Genomic DNA, 4,826 nt, shown 5'->3' with positions numbered 1-4,826 from the left:
TCACAAATAGTTGACCACCGTTAAGACTAGGATATTCATCTTCATAAAAAGTGAAATATGGATATCGAAACGTGAACAATATAAATATTAATCAATGTTTAACTCTACGAAATACCTTTAACAATACAAAGAAAAGAAGCTTCAATAAATCGACCTTAGCCAAAGCGATTTTACCCCTTTTCACCGCCACTTTAATCGCAGGTTGTGGCAGTGATAATAACAGCGACAACGGTACTGACACTGGCAGCAGTGGTCTATACCCTGCAGCAAAAAACGAAGTGGTTATCTACTACAAACGTGATGTTGCCGCAGCGAGCACTTCTGGGTCGACTTATGACGGTTGGGGGCTGCATTTATGGAATGGTGAAGGCTGCACTAGCACAGACCTAGAAGCGATGGGATTAAGTGCAACAGGTACAGATTGGAACAGCCCATACGAATACGATGGTATTAGCGATACTTACGGCGCTTACTATGTATTGAAAGTCGATCCAGACGCTTCTGACCCACACCGATGCATGAACTTTATCTTGCACAACGGAGATGAGAAAGCATTTGGCAGCGCAAACTCAAAAGTAGAGCTGGATAAACTTGGCGATTCACAAGGCGTATTCGGTTTCCATGGCAGTAGCGAGTTGTACTACGAACCTATCTCAGAACGACCAGTGAATATTGATGGTCAAAAAGCACATTGGCTTGATGCAACGACCATAGGTTGGGAAGCGGCCAGCAATGCAGACTCTTTAAAACTCTTCTACGCATTAGATAACAGCATCTCAATGAATGATGACAAAGAGATCATTGGTGGTACTGCGATTAAGCTAGAAAAAGATGGCGAACTATCCTTAGAGCTCAAAGAACGTTTCCGTCACTTAGCCAGCTTGCCTGCAGTCGCGATTGACGTGGATAACAGCACGCTACGCACCATTTTAAAATCTCAGATCGTTGTCGTAGCTTACAATGCCAATGGCGATGTTATCTCTTCGACCGAGATTCAGAAACCAGGCGTGCTTGACGCGGTATTTGCTAGTGAGGATGCCGGTAATGCAATGAGTGAAGAACTCGGTGCTATTATCGACGGCAGCGCAGCTACCTTTAAACTATGGGCACCTACAGCCCAAGATGTTGAGCTAGTCTTATACAGTGAAGATCTAAAAAGTTCACAAGTCATCCCAATGACGGAAAGTACTGAGACAGGCATCTGGGCAACAGAAGCGGTGTCTAACGCCGTGAACATGTACTACCGCTACCAAGTGAAGGTTTACCACCCAACCACTGGCAAAATAGAAAATCGCCTTGTGACAGACCCATACTCTCTCAGCTTGTCGAAGAACTCGGCATACTCTCAAGTGATTGACCTGAATGATTCAACCTTGAAGCCTGCGAACTGGGACGGCTACGAACGACCAACCGTAAAGAAAGACGAAGATCATGTACTTTACGAGTCACACCTGCGTGATTTTAGCTTCAGCGACAAACTCGGCACAGCAAGCCTAAATGGCAAGTACCTCGCTCTCACAGAAACCGATCGTGAGTCGGTCAAACATCTGCAAGCGCTGAAAGATGCAGGTTTGACGACTTTGCATATCTTGCCAGCATTTGATATCGCCACCGTTGATGAAGATGAAGCAAGCCGCGTCGATATTACCGATACCGTTGGGAAACTGTGTGATGTAAAACCCGCCGCTACCTTATGTGGTAATGAAGATGAAAACAGAGTTATCGAAGACGTACTCGACGGATATGACCCTTCAACGGGCGATGCACAAGCGTTAATGAACGACTTACGCATGCTCGACAGCTTCAACTGGGGTTACGACCCATTCCATTACACGGTTCCTGAAGGAAGCTACGCAACGGATCCAAACGGATCAAAGCGTATTCTAGAATTCCGTCAAATGGTCAAAGCCACGCACGACATGGATCTCAAGCTGATCATGGACGTGGTATACAACCACACCAATGCATCGGGTGTGAATGATAAATCTGTACTGGATAAGATCGTACCTGGGTACTACCACCGACTTAATGTGAATACTGGCGGCGTGGAAAACTCAACCTGTTGTGACAACACTGCGACAGAAAACCTAATGATGGGTAAGTTAATGGTTGACTCGCTCAAGGTGTGGGCTGACGATTACAAGGTGGACGGTTTCCGTTTTGACTTAATGGGCCACCAGCCAAAAGACGTGATGGTCGAAGCTCTGGAAGAAGTGCGTAAAATTGACCCAAATACCCTGTTCTATGGGGAAGGCTGGGACTTTGGTGAAGTCGCCAACAACGCCCGCTTCGACCAAGCAAACCAAATCAACATGGCAGGGACAGAGATCGGTACATTCTCAGACCGTTTGCGTGATGCAGTTCGTGGCGGTAGCCCGTTCGATGGCGGTGTTGACTCAGAAGGGAATCATCCGCTTCGCTTTAATCAAGGCTTCGGTAACGCAGCTATCGCCAATGAAGAAACCAAGACAGATCAAAACTCCATCAACGGTCGCTTACACAACCAAGATCTTGTTCGCTTAGGTATGGCAGGTAACCTCGCTGAATACGTGCTAATTGATTACAAAGGCGATACCAAACTGGGTAAAAACGTCGACTACAATGGCGCGCCTGCGGGTTACACCAAGATGCCTTCAGAGAACATCTCCTACGTTTCAAAACACGATAACCAAACACTTTGGGACAACAACGCTTACAAGATCGCCACTGGTACTAGCTCTGCAGATCGTGCTCGAATGCAGTCTGTATCACTCTCTACCGTGATGTTGGGTCAAGGTATACCTTTCATCCACATGGGTTCGGAACTGCTGCGCTCGAAATCTATGCAGCGCGATTCTTATGACTCTGGTGATTGGTACAACCGCGTGTTCTTCGACGGTTCTGACAGTAACTGGAATGTTGGCTTACCTCGTGAAGACAAAGATGGTGCGAACTGGGATCTGATCAAAACCATCATTGCTGACCCAACGGCGAAACCAGACGCAGACGACATTGAACTCACTAAACAACAGTTCTTAGAGTTATTAAAAATCCGCAGCTCAAGTGAACTGTTCCGCTTAGATACAGCTGACGAAGTCATGAAGCGAGTCGATTTCCGTAACGTTGGCGAAGACCAAGTCGAAGGCCTAATCGTGATGTCTATCGATGATGGTGTATCCGCAGGTACAGACCTCGATCCAGCGAACGATGCGATTGTCGCGATTGTAAACTCAACCAATGAATCTCAATCGTTCAAAATCTCAGGAGCGACAGGCTTTGCGCTTCACGAGGTTCAACAAAACTCAGCGGATGACATAGTGAAAGGCGCAAGCTTTGCTAATGAATCATTCACTGTTCCAGCACTAACCACCGCTGTGTTTGTACAAGCACAAAACGGTGCACAAGGCGCTGGTTTGCCGGTTGATAACTCAGACAAGGATGTATCTAGCATTCCTCCGTACGGTCAAACTACCGTGTACGTGCGTGGTGATATGAATGGTTGGAACCCTGTTGATGATTGGGCGATGAGCTTTGTTGCTAATGGGGTTTATTCTGTAACAGGCAACTTAGACGCGGGTAGCTATGGCTTCAAGTTTGCGGATGCTGATTGGGAAACACCTAACTTTGGTTGCGATTCTGTAGAGCTTGCAAGCGGGTCAATCGATATTGGCACAGGTGGCAATTGCCAATTGAGCGTAACGGAAGCGGGCAGCTACACCTTCACTTTGAATGCGATTCACGAGCTTGACGACAATGTAGACAAAGCTGTGGTATCTGTCACTAAGAATTAAGCTCCAAGCTGAGGTTCAAGTAACAGATAATAAAACAAGCGAAAGCTAGCCTTTGGGAGACGTCAGTCTCCCTTTTTTGTACCCAATAAACGCCAACCTAAGAAAGCCTTCTCCTAACACACATAAGTAACATTCAACCTTTAGTGATTGAGGAACCTTGTTGGCACTTGGTGAATATGAAGGCTTCTTTTTATTCACTTTCGGTTGCAGTTCCTGTACCCAGGATAAGCTTTCTTGAATCAAGTACATGAAATAGAGAAATGAGAGACGCTGTCTAGGCCAACGCCTACTTAATAGTAATCACGGATCCAAATGACATTGACCTACGTTAATCAGCTAGAGCGTTAGTGAATATCTATAAGCTCGCGTCTTCGAATCTCAAATATTTAACTAATTAAAGTATTTCATTTATCGCTGGCAATAAAAAAGGACCCTATTAGGGTCCCTTCTCTTAAATCAGACTTTGTAATTTTATCAGTTACTTTTTATTGACTGCTTTTACAAAGACTTCTTGTGCGCCTTCAATGCCTAGTGCTTTCGCTTCGTCTAATAGACCCAAAGCTTTTGGAATATTGTCAGCTTCGACAGCGGCTTTGATCGCATTATGGTAGTAAGTTTGTGTCTCTGGTTGAATTGTTTCAACCTTCGCGGCTGCCGTTGGCTTAGCGTTAGATTCACTGCTTGAACCGAACGAGAAGAAACCAACTCGATCAATAGCGACTTCGATTTTACCAACGTTTGAGTTTGGAACTGGAATATCTTCTACTTCTGGTAGGTAGTTACCACGGCCTTCCGCGTCTAAACGAGCAGGGTGAATAACGTCAGTAAAACCATCAAGGTCTTCTTGCTCTGTATAGATAACTAAGTAAACAGACTCAGCCGTTGTCGGAGGGTAGAAATCGTTTTCTGCGACAAGGCGGTTACCCAAATGCAGCCTAGGCTTCGCATATTCGAAGCTATCTTTACCGTAACGCTCTAACTCACGACCGTTTTTATCATAAATAACTGCGTTAGGAACAAATGCAGTGTCGCCGATCATACTAGTGATCTTAATAG

2 protein-coding genes are annotated in these 4,826 nt (G+C 45.5%); one reads left to right on the top strand and one right to left on the bottom strand.

Annotated elements, in window-relative coordinates:
• Positions 1 to 71: 71 nt before the first annotated feature.
• A complete protein-coding gene (pulA, locus tag BCT81_RS28090) occupies positions 72 to 3,770 on the top strand; it encodes a pullulanase-type alpha-1,6-glucosidase (protein ID WP_102426566.1) in 3,699 nt (1,232 codons plus the stop codon).
• A 478-nt stretch (positions 3,771 to 4,248) separates the two neighbouring features.
• Here the strand turns inward: pulA and BCT81_RS28085 are convergent.
• Positions 4,249 to 4,826: MalM family protein (locus BCT81_RS28085; protein WP_102426565.1), on the bottom strand; the 578-nt coding region annotated here is incomplete at its 5' end.

This window comes from Vibrio sp. 10N.261.52.A1 (assembly GCF_002876325.1).
Lineage (GTDB): Bacteria > Pseudomonadota > Gammaproteobacteria > Enterobacterales > Vibrionaceae > Vibrio > Vibrio chagasii.
This window is presented reverse-complemented; position numbering and strand designations above follow the sequence as displayed.